This is a genomic window from Pseudomonas nitroreducens (genome assembly GCF_014204515.1).
Lineage (GTDB): Bacteria > Pseudomonadota > Gammaproteobacteria > Pseudomonadales > Pseudomonadaceae > Pseudomonas > Pseudomonas nitritireducens_A.
Genome location: NZ_JACHLI010000001.1, coordinates 373296 through 396932, shown reverse-complemented (window position 1 = coordinate 396932; position 23637 = coordinate 373296). Strand labels below are relative to the sequence as shown.

Here is a 23637-nt window from a genome sequence, read left to right as displayed (position 1 = left end):
TACTGATCGTTGCGTGGCGGCCGCCGCAGGGGCTATACCGCCACCATCTCATTGGTTTCCAAGGCCAGGTCGCAACCCGAACTCGCCTTTCACCCCCAGCGACGGCCGGGGCGTCACATATCCAGCACGTTGATCATGAACTTCGTCTGGCCCTTGTCGGAGAGCTCGGCGAAGTTGTCCATCGAGAACAGGCCGGCGTGCATGGCCCCCTCCTTGTACTCGTCGCTGTGGCGCGCCATCGCATCACGCGTAGCCTGAGGGACACCCAGCACCAGGGCCTTCATGATGGGCCCCTCGAAGCTAGGAAGCTCGCCGGCAGCGCTCAATTTGGCGGTTAATGGGAGCTGCACCCTGGAAAGGAGTTCGTCCAGGTCACCAGCCCCCTCGAAATCACGGCGGCCCCTCTCAAATTCCCATTGCAGCGCGAGAGCGTCAGCCTTGTCATCATCATTCTTCAGCAGCTCATCAGGCACACACGTCACCTGATAGGGCGCGCACTCGATGTTGATATTGCGCACTAGGTAATGCACATGGTTGCGCAGAATCGCACGCAGAGAGTCGGAGACTTCGCTGAAGAGCCCATGGTCTTTGTCAGCAATCATCAGCTTGGCGAGGGTTCCTGTCTCGTTACTGTCGCCCCAGTAGTAAGGCAGATTCATCCTCACCCCGACGCGCCTGGCGTACACATGAGTAAACAGTAATCCCGTTGAGGCCGAGGCTTTCTCCCAGAGGGGTTTGATCTCTTTGACCCTGTCGACGTAGATAGGATTCTGGAACAGCCGGCGGACAAACGCCTCGTGACCCTCCTGGAAGCCCTTGTGCTGCGAGAGCATGGGATACGCATCCGAGTCCACCCAGCGGGCCAGCAACATCAGCGTCAGGCAATCATCGGTCATCGCGCGATGAAAGTCCTGCTCTGGCAGGTGGTTCAGGAAGGCATACACCGCGCCTGGGTCGGCCTGGATGTCACCCTTCACCTTACTCACGTCCTTGGCCATCAGACCGGCCAGGAAGATCTTCTCGAAGCTGGGAACACCAACGATGGGATTCACCAGCTCGTAGATCCTGGGATCGTTCTGCCCGATCTTCTTCAGCACACCTCGGTACTCATCAAGGTCAAAGGCAAGGTGCTCTACCACCAGCTTGATCGCCTTGTAGTTCTCTTCGTTAGCCCGTTCCGTCTTGGACTCATCAAGGGACTGCAGGATGACGTTTCCGATGTACGGATTCTTGAAGCACTCCTCCGACACAAAGGCTTTGCAGGTCAGCATCCTGGGCACCAGGTTGGCAGCCCATACACCGATCCCTCTCTGGTTGCTGTTGATCCGAGCCAGGACGGGCCGGAGCAGCATGGCGATGGTCTCCTGCTCGAACGCACAGCGATAGGTGACGCCGACGCGGCGCAAGACATCGATGAACATCTGCGGCACCGGGCCAGCCTCAGCCTCCGCCAACACCGTCGCGCGGAACTCTTTAAGCATCCGCAGGCTGCCCAGGCGCTCTCGGGCCGCTTCCGGCCCATCCAGCTCGATACAGCGCGCCAGCAAGTCCTCAGACAGCATTTCCAGCGCCAGCCTGTAGCCCAGCGTCAGGTCTCCCGCCAGAGGCTCGCCGGCAGTCAGTCGCGTGTAAAGGCTCTGTTGGGCCCCTGTGAGTTCGGAAATCTTTATGGCCACATCGGTATCCGTTATGTCTGATCGTTGCGTAGCAGAAGCCCCAGGGCCGTTCCCGCTGCCGTTTGTTACATGTCGAAGGTGCTGATCATCAACTTGGTTTGGTTCTGGTCACCGGCCAGGTGAATGTGCGACTCGTCCAGGTACTTGGCGTAGATGGCGCCAGCTACGTTGTCCGGGTTGGCCGTCAGCACTTGCTGGCGCAGGGCATCAGGCGCCAGCTTCCAGAGAGCGTCGTAGATCTCTTTGGGGCGATCCACCTTCACACGGTAGCTGCACACATCCCGAACCGGGGTTTGCGCCCTTGTGTAATCTCCGGACTCACCGTCTTCAGACAGCGAATCCTGGAGTTCAACGAACGCGTCTTCTGCATACACCTGGCACACGAAGTAAAAGGCCTGATCAGTCAGCGTCAGATCGCCCTCGGGGAACCCGCATTGAGCACGCTTCTCCGGGGTGAAGGTTCCGAAGACCACCTTGAGCATGGGCTCAATGGACAAGGCCAGGTACTCGATCAGCTCGTCCTTGGACTTACTCAGGTAGTTCTTACCGATGTCGGCCGACACGATATCCGCCAGCTTGTTCTGGAATGTGCTGTTCTGGTCAGTGTCGGGAAGCGCGAATTTAAGCCCGTGATCCGTCGCCATTTCACGAACCAGGAGCAGAGAAACCGTCGGCGCCTGGCTCTTCGAAATCGAGATCTGGTCGCGGATTCTCAACTTAAGGAGTTCGTCTGTCAGGCAACGGTCGACGAAGGCACGAAGCTGGCTCTGAACGATAGGATCACCGGCAACCTGAAAGTTCCTTTTGGCATCAATCCAGCGCCCTGCCAGCACAGAAGACAGGAGGATATCGTTTGCCGCTCGGCAAAAATCCCGATCTGAAAGTCCATTTAGGAAGGAAAGCACCTCTACCGGCTGCATGCTCAGCTCCAGTTCAAACCCAGAACGAGTGTCATTGACTATGCCGGCCAACACCGACTCCTTGAAGCTAGATGTAGGCAACAGCTGTTTAACCACCTCCATTGTCTCGAGGTCGCGGCCGCCGTAGGTCAGTAGGCGTTGTGCATACCGCTCAACATCGAACTTTAGATGGTCGCGTACACACTCAAGTCGGCGCCGAATGCATCTGGTGTGCCCTGCTTCCGAGGTGAGCGGGTGCTTCTCGAAAACACTCAGGAGAACGCTTCCCAGATAGGGATCATTCATCGTCTCTGTTGAGACGTATTGCTTGAGGAGCTTCAGCCTGGAATCGACAGCATCTACCGCGTCGCTCTGGGTTTGGGAATCTCTAAGGGGGCTCAACGCCGCCTCTACAGAATCACGCTCGAAGGCATACCCGTAGTGCTCTACAGCCCGCTTGAGGATCTCAACGAAATACGGGTGCAATGACTCCTGCTCAGCAGCCTTTTCCCGAAGCGACTGCAGGAAGCTCAGGTCGAGAAGGAACCGACCGGAGTCCTCGGTTCCGATGATCGCGATAGCCTGCTCCAGGACATTCGGATTACAGCTCATGAAGACTGCACGACACCACTCCCGAACACACTTCTCATGCGGAATTTCCCGGAGCAGTTGCCAGGCTGCAGCTGCCTTGTGCTGGCGCTCCTCTGTGACAACGCCCTCCCTCATCGTGTAGAGGGTGTTGCAGAAGTCGTTCTCGGCCTGTTCGTGTACGGAGTATCCGGGGTTCATCGTGCACTACTCCTCAGAGGTCGAAGGTCGAGGCCATGAGCTTGGTCTGCAGCGCTTCGGTGGTCTTGTCCATGTGGCTTGGATCAATCAGCTTTGCGTGGATGGCTGATGCCACGCTAAACGGGTTTGCTGTGCTGATGCGCTCAATCAGATCAGACGGTGAGTAGGACACCAAAGCATCAACGATCACGTCCTCAATATCATCCAAAAAGGTTTCATCTGTTTGGTTATGGATGGGCAATCTGGAGTAGCTGTAGCTGCCGTCATGGTTGTTGAGAGCAAACGTCGCGCGCTCGATCTTGAGCTGAATGGCAGTCTCCAGGCCTTTCTGGAAATAGCCGGGATCACCAGCAGAAAGGCCGAATTCAGGGCGGCGATCCACGTCTAGTTTTTCGAAGAGCGAACGCGCCAAATGGCGCATACACGTTGTGAGATAGTCGACCATGGAGTGATGCTGGGAGCCCAGGTACTGGGTCTCACGGTCAGCAAGCAGTATCGCAGCCACCGCGTCCTCTGCTGTCGTATCAAGCGACACTTGCTCAACCATCGGCAGCTCAACCCCCTGTTCCTGCAACATGCCTCTGGCCATGAAATAGGGCACCGTTGCGCAAGGGCTTACGCCAACGCCCTTCAGCTGCCTTAGCCTGGCCAGCAGGACGGAATCACTGCACAAGCGTTCGATGAATAGCTGAAGCCCCCGTACAACCTCCGGCTCCCCTGCCGATGGGAAGTTTCCATCAGCCGTAATCCAATCCTGGCCAAGAACCACCTGAAGGAGCTCGTTGGTCATCGCTGCATGGAAGCTGATGCCATCAAGACCGTTAATGTGGGACAGGGTCGAAGCTGGCGCCTCGGATAGGGCTTTCTTCAGCAGAGACTTGTCATCGGACGTAATGCCGGCGCGTATCTGCGCCTCAGCGCAGGTCAAAGGCAACATCAGGCGAACCTCAGCCGCAGTCTCGGGGGTCTCATAGGCGATATCACGCAATTTCGAGGCAAACCGAGCCGAGTCGAATCTGAAGTTCTCGCGAACCATGCGAAGTGCTTGCGGCATGCACTCGTCGTTTTCATTGAGCTGCAGCGAGCCCAGGATGGCATTGCCGATGAATTCCCCTTCCAAGACCTCTTTGGATACAACATCCTTGAGGAACTTCAGCGCCGAGGTGGTTTCCGCGATGCACTCATTGAGCTTGCGCCTGATCCTGAATTGAGCCGAACGCTTGAACCTCGAAATGCTGTCTTCGATGCAGTCGAGTTCGAAGCTGATGCCATAGAGGGCCGTAGCGCGTTTGAGTAGGTCGACGAAGAACTCTCTACGCTCACCGCCTTCAATCATCCGACGCCGGGCCAGCCTCAGGTAATCCAGGTCGAACAGGAAGGGACTGGCGCGCTCCGGGGTGAGTAGTTCGATCACCAGCTCAATCATCTCGGGCTGATCCATGTGGCGGCTGCCCCGCTCCACCAGCTCCGCCAACAGCTCGTCACTCACGACATCGCAGACGATGGGCCAGGCGTGGCGCAAGCGGTCAGCACGTCTGATGTTCAGAGACTCTTCTTCGAGCTTCTTCAGCACCGACTTGAAGTTTATGAGTTCGTGCAGGACAGGATCAAAAGACATGGCATTCCCCGGTTTCCATCAGGATACCGGGCGAGCGGGAGTGTGCGGTAGTCAGAATGGCGACCGGGCACTGAAGCAGCCTTTACTCTGAAATTGCAGATTCCAAGGTCAGAGATCGAATCCTTCCGACATGAATCTGGTCTGGTTCGCCTCGCTCGTGAGGTGCATGAGACTCACGTCCAGGATGCCCTTGCGAATCGCACCAGCGACGTTATCAGGATTCGCCGTGCAGATGGCCTGCACGAGCGCCGGATCGGCTGATTCGATCAAGGCATTGACGACATCAATCGCACCACCGGTCATTGCGAGCAAGTTGTCCGGGAACAGTGTATGCACTGGGAGATTGGCAACTGGGCTCTCGGGATCTACGCACCTCAGCTTGGCGTTGTACCCATATGCAGTGCGGGTTGCTGTCTCGATGGCGAACTGAATAGCAAGGTACGTTGCTAGCTCGGCGCCCTCCGCCTGCAAGTTGGTCATGCCGCAAGACAGCATCACCTCAGCGGGCAGTAGCTTCGGCAACTGCGAGGCAGGGCCAATCAGGTTTTTGGCAACAACATCCCTGATTTCCAGTGCCTGGCTGGCTAGCGGGCCCCTGAAACCACTTCTCTTCACCAGGCGAATCATGTCCGCTTCTACGCTAGCGGAATTCATGAAGTGCATACGCTCAGGCAGAGGGAAAGATACTCCCCCTGCCGGATGAAGCTCAGCTACAAGCTCCCTGGCGAGGAAGTAGGCTGGTTTTGCCGGTGGCCTCTGGATGAGATCAGGATGACGGAGCACCCTGTGACGCAGGACAGGGTTGTCCAGAAGCCTACTCAGGATCTGTTTCAGCTCCTGACGCACATTGGGATCGCACGCAACGTCGAAACTCTCATCAAACCCTATCCACTCGCCAGTCAGCAGAACCTGCAGGCAATCCAGGTTCATGGCTCGGGTGAACTCAATATCCCCCATCTGGTTGATCGAGGCCAGGGCCTTATCAGGTTGCTTTATCAGCAAGGCCTGCACAGCATGCTTGTCCTGGGTGCCAATGCCGCTTCGGATCAGCTCAAGGGTGTTGAAGGAGGTGTTTTCCGGCAGCATCTGGCCAACTGCTTCAGCCAGCTCTTTGCTCTGCTTTGCCAAGGCCAGCAATGTAGGGCCGCTTCGCTGAGGATCGAACTTCAGATGCTCGTGCACAAACTGCAGCAGGAATGGCAGATCGCCAAGAAGACCTGCCCCGTTCGACGGTAGCGAAGCGATCACCCGGTCACCGAGGCGTGGGTCATCCAAAACCTGGCTGGAAAGTACCTGGCGAGCGACGTTGATCCCTGCCCGTAGAGAGTCATAGGCGTCACGCAGGGAGCTTCGATTGATTGCGTGAGCCTGCAGCGCGCCAAAGGCATGCTCAATGATGAACATCTCGAAGCTATGCCCATAGTGCTTGCAGGCCATTTTGAGAAGATCCGCAAAGGCCCTAGGCAAAGGGTCTGATCGATTCGCCCACGTACCGTCGAGAACCCTGGTTAGGAAGTCCAGATCGAGGATGCAGGCCTTGGAATGGTCTTTACCGGCCATTCCTATCATCAGCGCCAGCAGATCTGGGTCACGGTGGTCGCCAGCGCGCCTCTCGACCTCAGCAAACGCATTGGCCGGCTTTTCCTCAAGCGAGTCCCAGGCGGAGCGGATGTCGGCAAGCAGCTGCGCCGGTACTGGCCGATCCTTCAGACGTCCGATGAGTTCGTCGAGGTGGTCGTGTGCTGCGGTTTCGATATCGGCCATGAAGATTCCCCTTTCTGCCAGATTACCGGGGCAGCAACCGGGCAAGAAAGCTACAGGAGCTCGGACACCATCATCTTCGTCGCCGTGGTGTCATCCACTCGGTCGATGTAGGGCACCAGGGCTTGGTTACCGAAGACCTGGCGCAGCAGCTCCCAGTCCTCTGAAGAGGCGACAAGGTCAAGGAACGCCTGTATACCGGCCCACAGCATGAGTGCAGCCACTGAGCGCGACTTCACGTCATCCAGGTCGAGGCCAACGCGGGGATTGGCGGTCAACTTGGCCAGGCCGTAAGTGATCGAGGCTGGCGCGATGGACTCAACCTTCTCCTGCAGCTGCACCTGCAGCTCAGCGAACTCACGCATCAGGCTCGCTGGCGCCATCAACGTCGAATACCCTTCGACGGTCACCGGCAACTCACACCGCGCCAGGAGCTCCAGAAGAGCAGCAGCATCATCCGACTTGATGCTCCAGGCTCCACGGAGCTTGAAGGCCGTGCCGGCAGGGAAAGGCCGCTCCCCATGCAGAGAGTCCCTGATCCTTACCAGGTCGCAGGTAATTCTGCCGAGGCTGTACCGTTTCAGGATGGACAAGCTGACCGTGAGGTCTTCCATGGAAAGCCCCAGGCGCTGGATGAAGATCACCAAATCCAACGTAACCGGGCCCACCCCCTCATCGCGAATAATGGCATCCAGCAGCCCCTTCCCGTACATGGTCAGCAGCCCAGGCCAGGTGCTCTGGTTCGTGGCGACCGTGCGCAGGAAGCCGCATAGATGCTTTGACTGAAAAGGTTTCAGGTAGCCCTCGATCTCGTACTTACTACCCGGCACCTTGGCCGCCAGCAGGTCAATTGGCAAGTAGTTGGCAAAGGCCTCTTCAGTATTCTTCACGCACCAGGATCTAAGCCACTTCTGCCCTTCCAGGAACTGGCGGGTAGTGCGGCAAAGCACCATGCCTTCCGGCCAATCGAAGCCCAGACGCTGAGCAGAGTTAAGGAAGTAGCCGAGCAGCAGCTCATCGGTCACGTCGGCGCCAGGACGGGTGGCCAGAACTCCGATCTCAACCTGGTGGATAGCCGGCATCAGAACGCCGGCTTCGAACAGCTTACGGTACTCGACGATGGGCATCCGCTGGCTCAGGCCGTCAGGGTAGCCGGAGACGTGGAGCACAACGTCGTGCACTGCCTGGTAAGGGAACAGATCAGCCCAGTTTTGCTCGACCATCTCAGGCGTTGCCCAGCACAGCACGTCGTCGTACCAGGAGCGATGACGCCCTTTCGCGTAGGCCAGCTTGTCTAGGACGTTGACAACGTCCGGGTACTCCAAGCCTTCGGCCGTCAGGATGGGCAGATGAAAGTCGTAGTGATTCGTGTACTCGGTGCGGCTGATCTGCCAGGGTTTGAGCAAATCACTGTCGAGCAGCTCAAACCAGCGGGTCTTCGGGTCGGCCAAGCTCTCCGGACTGAAGTCCAGGCTCCCTTCCAGATCCTGGATCAGCGTCAGGATTTCGCAGAGGTTGCTCTTGCGCTGCAACAAACCGCCTTTCGTACCAAAGTGCGCAGCCAGATCAGGCTTGCCTGGCTCTACGCCGGCCGGGTCGAGCCGATACAACCGAGGGTACGGGTGCCGATTTACCAGCGCCCGGCACAGCCACACATCGCCGTGCCAGGCGGCATACGTGAAAAGCATCCCCGCATAGCGCGGACTGATGGTATCAACCAGATCAAGCTGTGGCTGTGTCAGCACAAAGTCGGTCGGAGGCTCGGAGCCGGCGTGGCGGAACGTGATCGATTTGGCCCGAGCACGAATGAGCACATCGAAGGCTTCAGGCTGTTCAGAGAAGAGCTCCCTGAGCCCTCTCTCTTTCTCAGTTAGCGGTGCGAGTAAACCGAGCATTGAATTCTCCAGGCAGTGCCCACCAGGGCTCGCTTTGGACTAGATGTCGACCACGTCCACCATGTTGGCGGTGATGGCCGAGTCAGGCATCCTGTCGAAGTACGGCACCAAAGCCTGAGGCCCGAAGACGCGCCTAAGTGCATTCCAGTGGGCGTCTCTGGATGCTGATTTCACACACTTATCGATCCCTGCGTGCAGAATCAGCAAATCTGCAGACTCGGTAGGGAACCATGCAAATGGGCCAGATGAAGCCGCTGCCATACTCGCCCAAAGCTCTGCCCCATCAAGTCCAGTCCTCACTCCATCTATCTGCACAGGGTGATCACAGCGGGCCAGGATTGGCGTGAGCTGTGTAGCCGAGTAGTTGACCACGTTATCAACCTGTTCCAGGGAAAGACGGCAGTCCCGGTCAAAAATCTTGAGCCCTTCAGGCAATGACTCCAGATACTGGATGTTGTCAGGGTGATCTTTCAGCAACATGTTCTGACCAAGCCGAATACTCACCCTCTGCATAGACGTGCTGAGCCCCATGCTTTTGATCATGTGGCATGTCCGGACATTGATGGATTTTCTGAGACCGCCCAGCATCTGACAAAGCAAGGCTTCCCCGAGAATCGCTTTGGCAGAACCCCAATTTGACGGATGCTGAGCAAGCTCCCGGAGGAGTTCTTGAGGCTCCATGGAAACGGACTCGCCCGTGAAAGGCCGTGATTGCTTGCGCTGAGCGTCAAGCTTTTCAAGCATCAGCTCGAGCGGTACGTATCCTCTAACCTGCGAGAACGAACAACCGTCCCCCTTCGAACCATCTTTCTTGAATCGACCCAGGAATTTGGTGGATGTCCTGCAGAGAACATACCCATCTGCCTGCCGGAGTCCCAACAACTGCGCCCCAGGCATAAAGGCCGAAAGGAGCAAGGTATCGATCCGACTCGCAATCGGAGCACCGCCATCGGTGGAGCCAAATGTGCTGATGCTCAGAGCATTGAAGGGCTGAACATCTTCACCCTTCAACAAGGCATCCTCGAGATGTGCCTTGTACTCTTCGACCGGCCAAGTTGATTTTTCGGCCATCACAACATTACAGGACTGGTGCAGGGGGTGCAGGTGACGTCGGTAGCGCTGAAGCATCTCAGGCGCAACCCAGCATAGGGTGTCCTCGTACCAGGAGAGGTCGCCGGAGAAAGCTCTTCCCAATGACTCCAGGCCGTAAAGCAACCCCGGATACTCAACACGCCTATCAACCAGGCGTGGCAGCATTACCGGGCAACTCAGGTTGATGAAAGGCTCCTTCAGCTTCTGGAGCTTGTCGAAGTCCAGCAGGTCTAACCAACGGGATTGCGTTCGGAAAAAGCTTTTGCGCCCAAAAATAAATGGGCTGTCGACCCTTTGGATCACATTGACGAGACGTGCGTACTCATTGCGGCTGTGGCAGAACCGCAGTTTGTCGCGGAGTACATAGGGAAGAATCGCCCGGCGTCGGCCTAGTTTGGTGTATGGCGTCCCCAGCGACAATGAATCTGGGAGCGGAGCCTCAAGGCCCGCCGTCCTGCGATCCAACTCCTCGCAGAGCTCAACATCTCCTTGCCAGCCCATGTAGGTAAATAACAGACCTCGGTCTTCAGTCGACATCTGCTCGACTAGAGCGAGCTCGTCACCATTAAGCTCCACCGCTGACTTAGCTGCACGTAACCGGCCACGGCGCTTGCTGATCAGCTGAAGGACATAGTCCTTGCCGATAAAGAGCTCTTCGAGGGTGTTCTTACCAACGATGGTGTAGCCAGGGAGCATGGGATGTTCCTTGAGCACAGGGAATAGCGCTCCCCTACCGGGAGCGAGTGGCGAGAAGGGTGATCAGTGCCAGACGTTGTTGCCGTCCTGGTGGCAGATGCAGCGGCATTGCTCGATGCGCTTTACGGCCTCATCCGAGCGGTAAGGCGGCTTGCAGGAGGCTACTGCCTTCTCCAGGCGCGGTTTGTCGAGCTCACCCGTGACCGAGATGAACTTCTGCATGGATGCAAAGCAGCACGCAATCATCGCTTCCTCCTGTCCATTGGCTGACGTAGAAAGCAGCGATTTTGCGGGAAATTGCAGAGGAAAACCAGGCAGGACGGTATGCGGCCGGCTTACTCGAAGGCGATGCGCCCACCGCCGTCAGAGTGGCACGGGCAGCCGCACGTGCGGATTTTGCGGATAGCCGAGGAGCTCTGGCCACGATCCTTGGCGGACTTCAGGACAAGCTCCAGGCGGAGCTGGTCAGTGTGGTGCTTGTTGGAGCGGAATCGCTCTCCGTGGACTGGGCAGCAGGACATGAGGAAACCTCGGTTAAGGCGTCACGCCGAGGTGAGCGCAAAGAGCGTCGAGCTTTGCCCGGTCGCTCGCAGAGAAAGTGCCGTCAGCGGGCTCGAAGGTGCTGCGCAGACGCTGGATAATTTCAGCGTTCATCGATGTAGAGCCTTGCTCGGCGCTCTCGGAAAGTAGTGCATGCAAATCCTTGGGGATTCGCAGGGTAATGCGCTCGTAGTCGAGCGGCGTAGCTGTCGAAGCTTCAGGTGTCATGCAGGTGATCCTGGAAGTGGCTCAGAACGGACAGGGGCGGCCGCCATTCGGCGACGAGCGCCAGTGAGTCGGCTCATAGCCCATGCCGCGAGCGATGGAACGTGCGTGGGCCGGGCAAGTGGCGTTGCCCAGGTCGACATGATCGCAGCCACCGTCGACTTTGAGGCGCAGGTAGTAAGCCTTTTCAGGCCGGCTGGCGCGCAGCTCAGTGTCCACGACGATCATCTGAGCCGGGAGATCGGAATCATCCAGCTGTTCAGCTACGGTGTTGTGGACGTTCACAGAGCACCTTCTGGGATCAGCGACGGGGTGGCAGCGTGGGTGAACATGTAGTGCTTGGGCTCGAAGCCCATGGCCTTGAACTTGGAGACGGCGCCCGGCAGGGTGCTCTCGTTCTCCAGGCGGACGATGTCGACGCCGTTGTTCGGCAGCTTGATGCGCAGATGAATGCCATTGCCGCAGTGCTTATCCGCGACTTCGCGATCCATCACGATGATCAGGTCGGGGAGATTGGCGGGAGGGGTGGCGTCGATGATATTCATCGTGATGTCCTTTTCGTTTATCATGATGCCATTGTGTCATGACGCGCAATGTTTTGCAAGAACAAGGGCGAGAATAATCTCGCCCTCTACCCTTCTCTTCCCAGCGCCGGACGAACTTGCCGGCGTGCCCAGGATCAAATCGCGCGCACCACGCACTCAGTATCGCTGATCTTCTCTACCGAGAAGGTCTGATCACATTCATAGCAGTCTTCCTTGTATTCGGATGCCGGGCCGATCTGGCCCGGCACAGTGTAGCTCTCTACAGCCTCTTCTAGCTGTACGCCGCAATGAGGGCAATTCGGTACTACACCGATGGCCACGTTCTGCTCTTTCGACATGCGTTCCGTTCCTCGGGCATCTGTTGGCGCCGGCCTCGACGGAGGCGAGGCGGTTGATCAAGAGAGCTGCGCGAGCAGCCCTTCCCACTTGTCTTTCGCACGGATCAGTCCGGCGTGCAGTTTGGTTCCAGCCTCCGCATGCTGATCCAGCCGCTCGTACACTTCACGCAGGCGCGCTTCGATTTCGGCGCGCCCATTGGAGCCGACTCGAGTGTTCCAAGCGCGACGTGCTGCGTTGTCTGCTACGTCCAAGTCGAGCATTCCGTTGACTTCGTTCCCGGAGCGACCAACCCCAGGGCCACGAGCACCACAGCCGCACTGGACGAAACGATACCGACCGTCCGTTTCAACGCTCAGGCACCGGAAGTCACCGCAGTGGAGGCAGTGGGCATAGTCGGTATCGGGGAAGATAGTGCCGTCCACTACCGCTTGCTTGCCGGTGTCGGCCGAAACCGGGGCAACCGACTTGCGCATGACGTCTTCGAATGCCGACTGGTTCGGCATCGGGTACACGACCAGGTTCTGCTCAGGCGAGAGCTCAGCAATGCGCTGCAGCATTTTCGGCAGGGCCTCATCGGACAGCTTGATGCCGCAGGTCGTGCCCTCTACCTCTACCATGATCAGTATCTTGGTGATGGTCTGTTCCATCTTAGTTTCCTTGTCGGAACCAGTCCGCTTTAATTCGATTAATTATGCCGCTATGCGCAATGTTTTGCAACGTCAGAACAGAGGGAAATACCCTCTATTTGCTGCCAAAATGCTGGTGAAGGATGTAGAAATCCTGCGTTTCTGGCTTGTCGATAGGCCAGGTCGCGACCGTGCACTTGAACGACAGCGAAGTGGAGTCGTTTTTCACGTTCTGAGCACCGGCAAGTAAGGCGTAATCGGTCGCCCATTTGTAGACACTGGGCATGTCGAAGGCACTATTGCACTGCTTGATGAACAGCATCTTGCCCTGGTCATCCCCGTCGTTGGAGACGAAGGTCAATTCGAACAGTCCACGCATTGGATGCGCCTCTTTTGTGGTGGTCGTGGAAGGATAGCCAGAATGCCGGCAGTGTCAGGCGGTTACCAGCTTGTAAAGACCTACCCAGTACTCTATTTCCTTCAACAAGCTTTTGGGCAGCAGCTTGCCGTCGTCGGCGAAGGACTTGATCGTCAGGTTGATGTCCTTGATCTGGTCGAGGATCTCGGGAACGCCGTCGGAGCCGTCGCGCACGTTCCAAGCCCGGCGGGCTGCGTTATCGTAGGCGTCCACATCGAGGTGGCCGTCGATAACGAAGTCAGAACGAAGAACCTTCCCGCCCTCGGCGCCGCACCAGCAGCGCACGTAGCCGTGAACACCATCAGAGACCAGGCCCTGCCCTTCAGCGAGTCCGCACTCCAGGCAATGGGCGTAGCGATGGTCAGGGAAAAACGTAGTGCGAGTCATTTGCGAATTCCTTTTCCCGTAAATTGCATGCGACTCAGGCCTCTTTCGGCGCCAGCGGCATGATGGGCTCATCCTTCAATGCCTCGAACATGGCTTCATAGCCATCGGCACAGAGGCGCTGGTTGTCGAGCAAAGTGGCCATGTTGTAGGCGATTTCCACGCTATGGCGCAGTTCTTTGGGCATCAACACAAAGCCTTCCGGCAAGGTGTACGCCGAGTCACCAGTCAGCGGCCAGACGCGAAGAATCTTGTCGCCATGGTATTCGATCAAGGGCCGGCCGTTTTCGTCATCGACCCAGCGTCCATCCCTCTGGAGCTCAGCGATTGTGTGGATGTAGTCGCCATCTGCGAAAGCGCTGTAGTGCAGCACAGCGTAGCGTCCCGGCTCCATGGTACCGGTGAGAGCCTGCTGTGCAGCCGGCGAAGCCATGCGGCGTTCCAGGTCTTCCACCTGGAGCTTGAGCGATGCGACCTGGCTCTTGAGCTCATCGCGTTCGTCACGCATGTGGCTGTGGCTACCGACGCAGACATCGGGGGCAGCCATCAGCTCGCCGCAGCGCTCAGCACTGACGTGGCGGTACACCACGGTGAAATAGTGTTCTTCCATCAATCCTTTTCCTGATCGGGCGGCGGAACCACGTACTTGCGATAGTCCTCACCGGTAATGATGTGCACAAGCAGTCCCCGGCCATTAGCCCGGAACATTCCTTTTGGGAGAAATTTCCGCTCAAACATCCCATGCCAGTCACCATACATGGTCAGCTCTCCGTTTTTGAGCATCGGAGGCGCGCAGGCGCTGCAGAGGTTCATTCCCCTTCGCTCAGGGGCATAGTTCCAGTCGTAAAGCCCTGGGAAGAACCTGACGTCGGGAGACACACAGGTGGAGTTTTCGGCGCATCCACACGCATCGCATTGAAAGTACGGCATGAGCCGTATTTTAGAAGAAGCCCATCGGCACTGTAACTTGGCTCTTAGGCGCTTCAGACGGGCGGCCAGCGGCACATTGCTGGCAGCGTTTTCGTGCCGGCGAAGCCTTGGCCTGGCCCCTGACAATTTCGGTGTGTCCACACTCCAGATGGAGCTCATGGGCCCCGCTGGGCAGCAGGCCACGCTCGGTGACCGCCCGCAACGGCGCCGGCCGGTCATAGACGATGTAGCCGCGTTGCTTGAAAGCCTCGATGAGTTTGCTCGTAAAGTCATCGGACACAGCCTGGGAGTCACCATTGCAGGGCCAGTACATGCCCGTGAGGATCAGCGCCAGCGAATCCGACACGTCCCCACGCGGGAGGGTGGCCAGGCCTCCGTCCTTCGAGAAGCGCGCCTCACGGACGGTCTCGCCCAGGCCGCGCGCTCGCAGGTTCTTCTCGCACTCTTTCCAGAGCGCCTCGCACTGATCCATGGAGAGGTTGAGACCAAACTTCTGGTTCACCACCTTGGCAATTACGTCACGGCCGGCCATGTCCTAACCCTTCGCGGATTCGTAGTTGGTAGCTTCGGACAACTCACGAAGCACGTCGATCTGCCCCTGGACGTCGGCGCCCGAGCCCCAGAGGTTGAGCAGGATGCGCACAGCACCTTGGAAGTCTTCCAGGTCAGTGCCCTTCTTCTCCAGCTCGGCGTCGCGCTCTTTGAGCTGCCGGCGAAGATTGGCAATGATTTCGTTGCGGTGTGCCACGGCGCCGTCGGCAATCTCCAGGCGCTCCCCCATGGGGCACAGAGGGTTCTTCCACAGCTCGGTGTCGAGGGTCTTGCTGCCTTCCCAGTTGGGGAGCTTCTCGACCAGGGGTTCTCTGGAGACGGAGGCGAGGGTCATCCGCAGGCCGGCGATAACGTTCTCGTTCATGTGCTTGCCCAGGCGGATGCCTTCATTGAAGACGTGCATGAAGCCTGCACAGAGCTCCTGAGCGATTTCACGGCTCGGGAATTGGGCCTTCTCGAAGGTCATCAGAGGACTGCCGTCCATGGTGAACGCCCAACGGGTTCCCTGATCTTCCAGGTCGATGCTGATGATTTCGTTATCCATGGAACGGTGTCCTTTCTTAAGGGGCTGGTGGGCGCAGGGATCATACCGGCGCCTATGAATTAGAAGCAGTGCTTACTCGGCAGCGGCCGGAGGGCCGAAGCGCGGCTCAGGGCCTTCACCGACGTAGACGAAATCCTTCTGCACGTGGTCATAGAGGTAGCCGTGCTTGTAGGCTTCCTCGCGCACCTTGGAAACCTTGTCTGCCATCGACTTGTGCGACTGGCCGATGATCACACGGCACTTTGCCTTAACCCATTCCGGAAGCTGCATCGCATATCTCCTTGCGCTGGCGCAGTCAGCGGTTACTCCGCACCCCAGCGGTGGTCGCATTCAGTGCAGCGATACTCCAGCTCGGCGCCGACGAGACCATTGTCTTCGATGCCGTCGTGGTCGCATTCTGGGCACTTCGAACCAGCGGCGACGGCCACCTTACCCGCCAGTGCTGCAAGGCGCTCCTGCTTTTGGGCCGGGGCCAGGTTGGAGGTCATGATCTCTACAGCTTTCACATCCGTCGCGTTCATCTGTCTGTCTCGTCTTGGGGCTTACGCCCGGTAGTACACGCCAAGGCTCTTCGCGAGCTCGGCAAGGTGTGTTCTGTGCGTCCAGTAGACCGCACCAGGGGTCAGGATTGTCGAGCAGAGCAGCGTCACCTCGTTGAGGTCACAGCCCTTCCCTTCCAGCCCATGTATCCGGATGAACTGCTCGACTTCGATGCGGGTCGCCTGGTTGGCTTGGCGCAAGGCCTTGAGGTCAGACAGCGTAGTGCTGCGATCCGGGAGCTCCATGCAGGCCAGCTCACCAATCACTACCGGGTGGGTCACCACCTGATCGAAGGTCAACAGCACAGCCAGGGTGTCGTTCTGCTCCCTGAAGTGAGCAGCCCATACCGAGGTATCGACCAGGACACTCACGGGGCAATGCTCCCAGGAACACGGCGCGGGACATCCACAGCATCCGGTGCAACGCCTCCTAAGGCCGCCAGACGCTTGGCGGACTCGACCCGGACGAACGTCTCCAAGGCGACGCGGAACACGTCTGCTGCTGGGATTTCTTCGCCCAGGAAGGCCTTGGCGGTGTTGAAGAGTTCGTCTTCGACAGTGACTGTGGTGCGCATGAAGCAGCTCTCATCAAATTTGATGCAAGACTACATCACAATCAGCATCATGTCAAAGTGTCATGAATCAAAGTTCAAAGGCCATCGTCATGCGCTGCGTCTGCACAGACTCCGGCGCCAGGTGCATGACGGGAGCCATGAGTTCATCACCGAACACCCGGTACATCATCTTCCAATTGGTAGCGGTGCGCACATCAGGCAACAAGGCCTCGATACCTCGGTGCTGGGCAATGCCCTCCAGGCAGAGGTTCTTATTCGTGTGCAGTGACCGCTCAGTCCTGGCCTTCGAGAGGGTCTTCACCAGGTCGGCATTCGACAGCATAAACTCGTCATCGCCGACGAGAAGCGAGCTCTCTCCCATTTGCGAGAGCTGTGCGCCGGCCTGGCGCAGCATTGGGAATCCGGACTCCCTTCCTAGCGTGGCCACCACCGAGAGCAGCTGTATCCTGGTTCCTGGCGAAAATCGGATGCCCGCCTTGAACAGCAGGTCGACATCAGCCTCGCTGAGCTTGAACTTCAACCCGTCGAGACTCAGACCCAGTTGCTTGGCAATCAAGAGGGTCTCTTTTGCATCGACATGGTATTTGGATTCCTGCCGGTAGGCATCGGATACAACAAACTCCAGGAACTCAGCCGGCAGCTCCTTCATGGCAGCCTCGGCGACGTCCAGGTTGCTAGCCATCAGGCTCAACAGTTCACGAGGCTCCGTGCGCACGGCTTTGAATGCGTTCGCAAGGTCGAAAGCCCGGTGCGCTTTCTCAGTAGCACCGTAGAGGCTGCACGCGAGATGCGGCGGGAAGTAACCCTCCAGGGCCTTGACGATGTGGGCGGTGCGCGCCGGCTCCGGCTCATTCATGGGGAAAGCAGCCAAGTCGGAGACTTTAACCCGGCAAAGCAGCATCCCTGAGTTGAAACCAAACCCCATCGCTGCTGCTTTCGGCGCTAGCGCCTCTACAACCGGAGCATCCAGCAGCTCCATTCCGTCACCCAGGCCGGCCATTTCAAGGAAGAACCTCTTGATGCGCAGCGGACGGCTGGGGTCTATCGGCCACTGCCCGCCAGTGTAGGTGTGGTTCATGAAGTCGGTCTGGTGGAAAGACTGGGCCAGGTACTTCCCCATCGGCTGGGTTGAGAACATGACAGACACCCCCATTCGCGCCCGATCTGCCTCATCAACCGCGCGGCGCTCGAACTCGACCATGAGATCCGATCCGAATGGGGTCAGGATTTCCAGGTGCTGCTCAAGCATCCTGGACGTTGCCCAGACCAACGCATGGTCATAAAGGGCCGGCAGCGCGCGGGTGGCAGCCAGGCGCTGCAGACCGAGAAGCAACTCCGGACGCTCGATGGCGCCGTCGTTGAGCACAGGTAGATCATCAATCTTCCAGTCTGGAATCCCAGCTACAAGGTGTTCACGGGCCGAGAGGCCATTATCGACATCGAACAGCACCTGGTGCAGCAGAGCAGCCCCGCGATCATCTCCATCCAGCGCCAGCTTCAGTAGCTCCAGCAACTCAAGTACATGACCAGGGCTCCTGACCATCAAAAGCGGCTGTGGGAAAGTGATTTCCACAACCTCTACGCCTCTCATGATCTGAAGCCAAGTTCCCCTACCGACCACGTTAAGTTTGAACGGGCCATGAAGATCCCAACAAGCCTTCGCCACCTGTAAATCACCGGCAATTACCGAGTACAGGAATACTCCTGGCACTGATTCTTTCTCGAGGCCCATTATCTCATCAAACAAATCCCCACTTACCGCAGAGTCCGCAGTTTGTACGCGGTGACGCTCGAAGAGCAGCTGGTACAGGTTGTTAGGGAAGCTGAAAGAAGCCATAGATCAGATATCCAGGGTTAGAACCATCCGTTGGGTCACGGTGGCGTCAGGTACTTGGTCAAGGTAGGGCTGCATGCCTTCGTCGCCGAAGGTCAAAAACAAGGCATCCCAAGCGGCTTTGCCATCGGCAACCGGTACCAGGCTCTCCGCCCCGATGTTGCGCAGGTTGGCCTGGTGCAGAGCGCTAGGGTTCCCGTAAGTGGTGTTCTTTTTGAGGAAATTGCTGAACTCCGACAAAGCGGCCTTGGGATCTGCACTGACACGAATGCCGTCAACGTGAGTTCCGGGATGAATCAGGCGCAGGATATCCTGGAACACGGCAATCCGCTTCTGCAGGGTGTCGAATTTCTCGGGGGCATCCAGCTTTACGTCGACACGAGAACAAGCGAGCAGAGGCCTGCTGGCGGCAAGGTACTCACCCACTTCTGCTTCGGTTATCTGGTAGCGCATATCGACGTGGCCGGCACCCAGGCGCTGACAGACCAGCGCCTCTTTCAGGCCGATCACGCTAGCACCGTGTGCGGAAATTTCGACGACCTTGCGCGCGAGCATCGACAAGTCATCAGCCTTGACCTCTGCAACCGCCAGGGCCTCGTACTCTGGAAGCTCGGCCAGGCTGGCAATGAACCGTCCGGCGCTTTGGTAGCCGCTGAACACCGTCGGCGCGTTGATGCGCCTCATCTCGTGGTCTGGCTGCATCGCTGCGAGCACGCCCATGGGGAAATACCTGCAGGCCTGCGCCTTTACCTGCGCCAGCAGATCAAGGCAAACCGGCTCGCACTGGAACGACGTCAGGAAGGAAGCTTTGGTGTAGCAGAGGCGAGCGCCGGCCGGGAAGCCAAGCCCTGCCCTGATCGGAACATCCCCGAACGCATCCAGAACGGCCTTGGCCAGGTGCCGCTTGTGGCCCTGCATCTGCAACGCCAGCAGTACATCCTGATCATTTGACGAATTGCTGATCAGACGCCTGGGGCCGTATGGGTGCAGATCATCAGGATGCGCGGAGATCATCTCATCAGAAGCCCAGCACAACAGGTAGTCGGCGGCCTCCGCCCAGTGCAGCGACTGCTGCTCAACCAGGGCGATGGCCAGGGACGGATTGCGCAGCTCCCCTTTGGTCAGGAACGGCAGGGATTTGCGTCCAAACTCCCCTGCCCATCCGCTCACCTTAGCGATCCGGGTTTGCTTAGTCGTCAGGGCCAGTAACTCATTGAAGGCAGGGTCAAACTTCCCGTTCCGATATAGGCCGAGACACGACAAGTAATCGAGCCAGGCAGCGGCGTCCTTTTCGTCCTCAAGCTGGCTCAGACCCAGGCCATAGAGATGCGTGCAGTCGAACTTCTTCTTGCTCCCTTGTGCCCGCACAAGGTACATCGGCTCGCGCCCGGCCGGAGAAGCGCGCTTGATAAGTTCGATGACCGGATGAGATGACGGCTGGCGCGCCAACCCCTCGACGTGATCCTCAATGGCCTTGATCTCGCCAAGGACGAGTGCCGTTACCAGGGTCAGGTAGTCTCGATCCCAAGCCATAGGTCAAAAATCCAGGGTCTGCAGCATGCGGTTCGTCATGGTCGCGTCCGGCGCCCGGTGCATGTGCTCGCGCATGGCGTCATCGCCGAACAGCTCGAACAGGAAGTCCCAGTGCCGGCGCTTGGTGGCGCCATCCACCATCAAGTCGGCGCCCAGGTGCTCCATCCAGCAGGCCATCGCCAAGGGGATGTTCTCGTAAGCAGGGCTCTTCTTCACGTACTTGAAGTAGCCACTCAAGAGCAGCGCCGGGTCTCGCGATAGCAGCATCCCTTCAATCTTCGGAGTGCCCACCATCCGGTTGAAGATCTCCCGGAAGTTAGCCTTGCGCTCATCCAGGTCGGAGCCCGACCGCGCGTACCCACAATCGAGAACGATGTCTCTCACCGCCGGCAGTTCTGGGTTATCTGACATTGGAGGTGTGAACAGGTAGCGTGGCACCTGCATCTGCATCTCAGAGACGTCCAGTCCGAGAGTGTCTCGGAGGTAGCGAACCCCGTAAACATCGAGCGGTGACGTGGAGCCCATTGACTCTTTGATTGCGAGCCTGCCGATAAAGCGGAGCACATCAAGCCCAAGGGTGCGCTGGGCGGGCTCTGAAAGGGCTGGTGTGCCAGCGATCTTGTCGATGAAGCTCTTCGGGAACATCCAATCGGCCGTCCGCTCCGGCACTGCCTCGAGTTTCAATTGCTGTGCCTCCTGGAGTGCAATCATCACGCCCAAAGGGAAGTAGTTCTCAAACCTACAGCGCGCTAATTCCAGCATCTTTTCGTCAAATGCCCTCAGCTCAAAAGATGTGAGGAAGGACGCCTTGGCGTAGCAGAGCTGTGCCCCAGGCGGGTTTCCGAAGCCCATGTTCAGAGGCTCACAGCCAAACATCTGTAACAGCTCGTGCCCAAGTCGTGGATTGACCGCGTGCCGCTTCAGCGAGCAGAGCACGTGGCCATACTCCCGGCCGACCTCGCTAGATTGGATCTCTTCGAGTGGGTAGCAGCTTCGTGGCTGGCTACAGGTTAGCCATCCGCCTTTGCTCGGTGAATAGCGGAAGTCCCGTTCGAAGGGGAACAGCTCTCCGGGGAAGCCGGCGATCATCTCGTCACTGGCCCAACACAGCATGTACTCCGCTTCATCGAAACCGTGCTTCGTAGCGTGCTCGGTCAGCGCTACAGCCAGGTACCCGCCAGACAGCACCCCTTTTGACAGCAAAGGGACGTCCTCGAGGTTCCAGCCGGTGCAGACGGCAGAGAATCGCTTCAGTGTCCCTTCTTTCACGCAGCTCAGGAGTAGATCGAGGAACAACGGATCAAACGAACCACTATCGTAGAGGCCAAGCTTACTTAGGCAATCAAGCCAAAGACGGCCATCTTCGGCAGTTTTGAGGAGCGCGAGACCGACATGCGCTGGTAGGGGTAAAGCGATCTCAGTCGATTCCCCAGCAAGACTGCAACGATACTGCACTGGCACGCCATCACCGCCGTGCCTTGAGAGCATCAGTTTGGGCGATCCGATATCGTCAATGAGCGAGTCCAGATCCTTGGGGCGTCCTACGACCAGGTTGTGCAGGATTGAAGCCGCCGTTTCGAGTGCGCTCATGTCGGCTAGATGTCCATCACGTTCATCATCTGCTGCGTCATCGCAGCGTCCGGGGCTTCCTGCATGTAGGGCCTCATCTTCTCTGCGCCGAAAACGTCGAACAGGGCATCCCACTGCAGCTTGCCACGCGCGGCCGGAACCAGCGTTTCCACGCCTTTGTTCAGCATCCAGGCGATGCACACCAGGGAGCGGTCACTGGACTTGCTCTTCTTCCTCGCCTTGCAGGTCTCAGTCAGCACCAGGCCGGGGCGATCCTCGCTCGAAATCCCGAGCACGCTGATGGAACCCTCGGCCAGGTCGTAGATGTCCTTCAGAGCCTTCAGCTTGACCTGGGGGCCTGGGTCTTTCCTGTCGATTTCGAGGCTTGGATGAACAGCGATGCCAGAAAGCAGCTTGCGCCCTTCCCGCTTAAGCATCTCGATGTCGGCCAAGGTCACTGTGCACTCGAAACGGTCGAATTTGAGTCCAAACTCGTCCTCAAGCAGGAGCATTTCGCCGACGGTGTAGAGGTGGTGAGTGCTTCTGCGCTGCTGGGCGTAATGCTCCAGCACCTCGAAGGGCAGCTCCGTGAAGCAGAAGTCCCGCAGGACATCATCGCTGGCCATCTTCTTGAACAGCTCGCGCACACCCATCCAATCGGCTTTGTCCCGGATCAGATTATTGGCTCGGCCTACGGCCTGGTCGGTCAAAGCGTTCATGACCGAGAGCGGGAAGTAGTTGGCCAACTTGCTCAACGCGAGGTCGACGACTTCATCTCGAACCGGAGCTTGTTCGAAGCCCATGAGGAACGATGCCGTGGTGCGACAAAGCACCCGGTCACCAGCAAACCCAAACCCGTAGGAAACCGTAGGGCCGGCGAATTGCTTCAGCAGCGCTTCATCAAGCTGCGCGGAGTCGCGCCCTGGGATGCGAAGGCCCAGGCGAAGATTTCCCAGGCGATACGCCGGGGACTCCCCGCCCAGACCAGTCATGACGTGCGCCGGCACGCTCCGGATCGGCGGGTAGAAATCGCTGGCCAGCGAGCGCACCCCGCTCTCGTTGAAACTCTGCACCTCCACCGCCAGTGCCTGGAGCTGCTCGAAGGGATGAAGCATGTCCGGGAAGGCCTCGATCATGGCAGGAGAGGCCCAGCAAAGCATGTGATCCAGGGCATCGCACTGCTTGTCTTCGGACAGCTGATAGAGCGCCTGAGCCAGCGCCGGCTTCTCGACAACGCCCTTGGTGAGATGAGGTAGATCGGCGTGCGACCAGCTGCCGGACTGCCCGGAGTCGAAGCGCGGCAGCCGTGGAGAAGATTTCGCGTTCATCATCTCGAAGAACGGCGAGCGGTAGCCCTTCGGGCCGTAAAGGCCAAGCTCCTGGAGCAGTTTGTGCCAGCGGAAGCCGTCTGGCCCGTCTTTCAGGCTGGCAAGGGCACCATTGGGAGCGCCAGATACGGAAATCTGCCGGGACTGATTCAGAGTTTCGAGGTAGAAGACTTCGCCTTTCTGGACGATGCGCGGACGCACATTCGGGTGGTCGTGAGCCAGGCTCTCTGCCTGCGCCACATTCCCACCGATGAGGGCTACAACCAGCTCATAAGCGACTTGCGCTGTCTTGCTGGAGTGATCCTGCCTGTCGTTATCTCTGGACTGCGCCACCGCTTTCCCCCTGGGCATTCAGGCGAGGGATCAGCAGCGAAGCCCCCGCCCCTACAGTGTAGAGGGGGAGCAATATCCCGAAAAAGGACGCAGAGCGCTAGAACTGATGCAGCTTCAGGCGCCCGCAGCCTCCAACTTGGCGAGGTCAGCCTCTCGCTGGCGCTCCTCTTCGGCGTAGCTTGCGACCACAACGGGGTCACCGCCGGCCCAGGCCATTGCCTCGGAGCTCTTCTCGAAGACGCGGCGTTTGGGGTCGGACTTGCTGATGCGCAGCTCTCTGCCGTCCCGCTGTATGACCCAGGACTTGGGGAGGTCTCGAATCAGGGTGACGATACTCATGTCGCCGGAGGTTGATGCGAGCAGCATGGTTACCTCGATGAGGGTTTTGGCCGGGCAG

The 23637-nt window shown here is 58.3% G+C and carries 27 protein-coding genes; all 27 read right to left on the bottom strand.

Going from position 1 to position 23637, the window contains the following annotated elements; genetic code table 11:
- Positions 1-113 precede the first annotated feature (113 nt).
- Positions 114-1676, bottom strand: coding sequence for a hypothetical protein (locus tag HNP46_RS02485; protein ID WP_184585929.1), 1563 nt, complete (start codon positions 1674-1676; stop codon positions 114-116).
- A gap of 65 nt (positions 1677-1741) precedes the next feature.
- The gene (locus tag HNP46_RS02480) at positions 1742-3364 is read right to left on the bottom strand and encodes a hypothetical protein (protein WP_184585928.1); all 1623 of its coding nucleotides are present in this window, start codon (positions 3362-3364) and stop codon (positions 1742-1744) included.
- A 13-nt stretch (positions 3365-3377) separates the two neighbouring features.
- A complete protein-coding gene (locus tag HNP46_RS02475) occupies positions 3378-4982 on the bottom strand; it encodes a hypothetical protein (protein ID WP_184585927.1) in 1605 nt (534 codons plus the stop codon).
- 108 nt (positions 4983-5090) lie between these two features.
- Positions 5091-6746 carry a hypothetical protein gene (locus HNP46_RS02470; protein WP_184585926.1) on the bottom strand — a complete coding sequence of 552 codons (1656 nt, stop codon included), beginning with the start codon at positions 6744-6746 and terminating at the stop codon, positions 5091-5093.
- Between the two features lie 50 nt (positions 6747-6796).
- Positions 6797-8638, bottom strand: a complete 1842-nt coding sequence (locus tag HNP46_RS02465; protein ID WP_184585925.1) for a hypothetical protein — start codon at positions 8636-8638, stop codon at positions 6797-6799.
- A gap of 39 nt (positions 8639-8677) precedes the next feature.
- Positions 8678-10426, bottom strand: a complete 1749-nt coding sequence (locus HNP46_RS02460; RefSeq protein WP_184585924.1) for a hypothetical protein — start codon at positions 10424-10426, stop codon at positions 8678-8680.
- 63 nt (positions 10427-10489) lie between these two features.
- A complete protein-coding gene (locus HNP46_RS02455; RefSeq protein WP_184585923.1) occupies positions 10490-10672 on the bottom strand; it encodes a hypothetical protein in 183 nt (60 codons plus the stop codon).
- Between the two features lie 288 nt (positions 10673-10960).
- The gene (locus HNP46_RS02450) at positions 10961-11194 is read right to left on the bottom strand and encodes an Arc family DNA-binding protein (protein ID WP_184585922.1); all 234 of its coding nucleotides are present in this window, start codon (positions 11192-11194) and stop codon (positions 10961-10963) included.
- Between the two features lie 21 nt (positions 11195-11215).
- Positions 11216-11476 (bottom strand): hypothetical protein, encoded by a 261-nt coding sequence (locus HNP46_RS02445; RefSeq protein WP_311771788.1) that lies wholly within the window; start codon positions 11474-11476, stop codon positions 11216-11218.
- Complete coding sequence (locus HNP46_RS02440; protein ID WP_184585921.1) at positions 11473-11736, bottom strand: hypothetical protein; 264 nt, start codon at positions 11734-11736, stop codon at positions 11473-11475. The genes HNP46_RS02445 and HNP46_RS02440 overlap by 4 nt, the downstream gene beginning before the upstream one ends.
- 134 nt (positions 11737-11870) lie before the next feature.
- Positions 11871-12074, bottom strand: coding sequence for a hypothetical protein (locus HNP46_RS02435; protein WP_184585920.1), 204 nt, complete (start codon positions 12072-12074; stop codon positions 11871-11873).
- 57 nt (positions 12075-12131) lie between these two features.
- The gene (locus tag HNP46_RS02430; RefSeq protein WP_184585919.1) at positions 12132-12722 is read right to left on the bottom strand and encodes a hypothetical protein; all 591 of its coding nucleotides are present in this window, start codon (positions 12720-12722) and stop codon (positions 12132-12134) included.
- Between the two features lie 94 nt (positions 12723-12816).
- The gene (locus tag HNP46_RS02425; protein WP_184585918.1) at positions 12817-13080 is read right to left on the bottom strand and encodes a hypothetical protein; all 264 of its coding nucleotides are present in this window, start codon (positions 13078-13080) and stop codon (positions 12817-12819) included.
- A gap of 54 nt (positions 13081-13134) precedes the next feature.
- Positions 13135-13506 (bottom strand): hypothetical protein, encoded by a 372-nt coding sequence (locus HNP46_RS02420; protein WP_184585917.1) that lies wholly within the window; start codon positions 13504-13506, stop codon positions 13135-13137.
- Positions 13507-13540: 34 nt separating this feature from the next.
- On the bottom strand, positions 13541-14113 hold the full coding sequence (locus HNP46_RS02415) for a hypothetical protein (protein WP_184585916.1): 573 nt from the start codon (positions 14111-14113) through the stop codon (positions 13541-13543).
- On the bottom strand, positions 14113-14316 hold the full coding sequence (locus tag HNP46_RS35660; protein ID WP_221454575.1) for a hypothetical protein: 204 nt from the start codon (positions 14314-14316) through the stop codon (positions 14113-14115). Before HNP46_RS35660 ends, HNP46_RS02415 begins: the two co-directional genes overlap by 1 nt.
- A gap of 127 nt (positions 14317-14443) precedes the next feature.
- Positions 14444-14965, bottom strand: a complete 522-nt coding sequence (locus tag HNP46_RS02405) for a hypothetical protein (RefSeq protein ID WP_184585914.1) — start codon at positions 14963-14965, stop codon at positions 14444-14446.
- A gap of 3 nt (positions 14966-14968) precedes the next feature.
- Positions 14969-15529: a hypothetical protein gene (locus HNP46_RS02400; RefSeq protein WP_184585913.1), complete on the bottom strand. Its 561-nt coding sequence runs from the start codon at positions 15527-15529 to the stop codon at positions 14969-14971.
- A 72-nt stretch (positions 15530-15601) separates the two neighbouring features.
- Positions 15602-15799, bottom strand: coding sequence for a hypothetical protein (locus HNP46_RS02395; protein WP_184585912.1), 198 nt, complete (start codon positions 15797-15799; stop codon positions 15602-15604).
- Positions 15800-15831: 32 nt separating this feature from the next.
- Positions 15832-16050 (bottom strand): hypothetical protein, encoded by a 219-nt coding sequence (locus HNP46_RS02390; protein ID WP_184585911.1) that lies wholly within the window; start codon positions 16048-16050, stop codon positions 15832-15834.
- 21 nt (positions 16051-16071) lie between these two features.
- Entirely contained in the window at positions 16072-16440 is a 369-nt protein-coding gene (locus HNP46_RS02385) for a VapC toxin family PIN domain ribonuclease (protein ID WP_184585910.1), read from the bottom strand.
- Positions 16437-16643, bottom strand: coding sequence for a type II toxin-antitoxin system VapB family antitoxin (locus HNP46_RS02380; RefSeq protein ID WP_184585909.1), 207 nt, complete (start codon positions 16641-16643; stop codon positions 16437-16439). The genes HNP46_RS02385 and HNP46_RS02380 overlap by 4 nt, the downstream gene beginning before the upstream one ends.
- 67 nt (positions 16644-16710) lie before the next feature.
- Entirely contained in the window at positions 16711-18480 is a 1770-nt protein-coding gene (locus HNP46_RS02375) for a hypothetical protein (RefSeq protein WP_184585908.1), read from the bottom strand.
- A 3-nt stretch (positions 18481-18483) separates the two neighbouring features.
- The gene (locus HNP46_RS02370) at positions 18484-20010 is read right to left on the bottom strand and encodes a hypothetical protein (protein WP_184585907.1); all 1527 of its coding nucleotides are present in this window, start codon (positions 20008-20010) and stop codon (positions 18484-18486) included.
- Positions 20011-20013: 3 nt separating this feature from the next.
- Positions 20014-21600, bottom strand: a complete 1587-nt coding sequence (locus tag HNP46_RS02365) for a hypothetical protein (protein WP_184585906.1) — start codon at positions 21598-21600, stop codon at positions 20014-20016.
- A gap of 5 nt (positions 21601-21605) precedes the next feature.
- Positions 21606-23240: a hypothetical protein gene (locus tag HNP46_RS02360; RefSeq protein ID WP_184585905.1), complete on the bottom strand. Its 1635-nt coding sequence runs from the start codon at positions 23238-23240 to the stop codon at positions 21606-21608.
- A 114-nt stretch (positions 23241-23354) separates the two neighbouring features.
- On the bottom strand, positions 23355-23606 hold the full coding sequence (locus HNP46_RS02355) for a hypothetical protein (RefSeq protein ID WP_184585904.1): 252 nt from the start codon (positions 23604-23606) through the stop codon (positions 23355-23357).
- Positions 23607-23637 lie beyond the last annotated feature (31 nt).